We start from the raw sequence: 380 nt of genomic DNA on the forward strand, positions 1-380 counted from the left end.
GGCACCAGCTGCTGCAGCATCTGCCCGGCTTCCTCGGCGATCTTCAAGGTCGTGCCCGACAGGGTGCCGATCTCGGAGGCCGCGATCTGGGAGCGCTCGGCGAGCTTGCGCACTTCCGACGCCACCACCGCGAAGCCCTTGCCGTGCTGGCCGGCGCGCGCCGCCTCGATCGCGGCGTTGAGGGCCAGGAGGTCGGTCTGGCGGGCGATCTCCTGCACGATGCGGATCTTGTCGGCGATGGTGCGCATGGCGTCCACCGAGTTGGCGACCGCCTCGCCGCTGCGCTCGGCGCTGTTGGAGGCCTGTGCGGCGATCTTCTCGGTGGTGGTGGCGTTCTCGGAGTTCTGCCGGATGTTGGCGGCCATCTCCTCCATCGCCGA

Annotated in this window: 1 protein-coding gene; it reads right to left on the reverse strand. The window is 69.7% G+C overall.

Going from position 1 to position 380, the window contains the following annotated elements:
• Positions 1 to 380, reverse strand: a 380-nt coding sequence (locus AUL34_RS21685) for a methyl-accepting chemotaxis protein (protein ID WP_244492671.1), incomplete at both ends; no start/stop codon positions are given.

The organism is Aureimonas sp. AU22 (genome assembly GCF_001463745.1).
Lineage (GTDB): Bacteria > Pseudomonadota > Alphaproteobacteria > Rhizobiales > Rhizobiaceae > Aureimonas.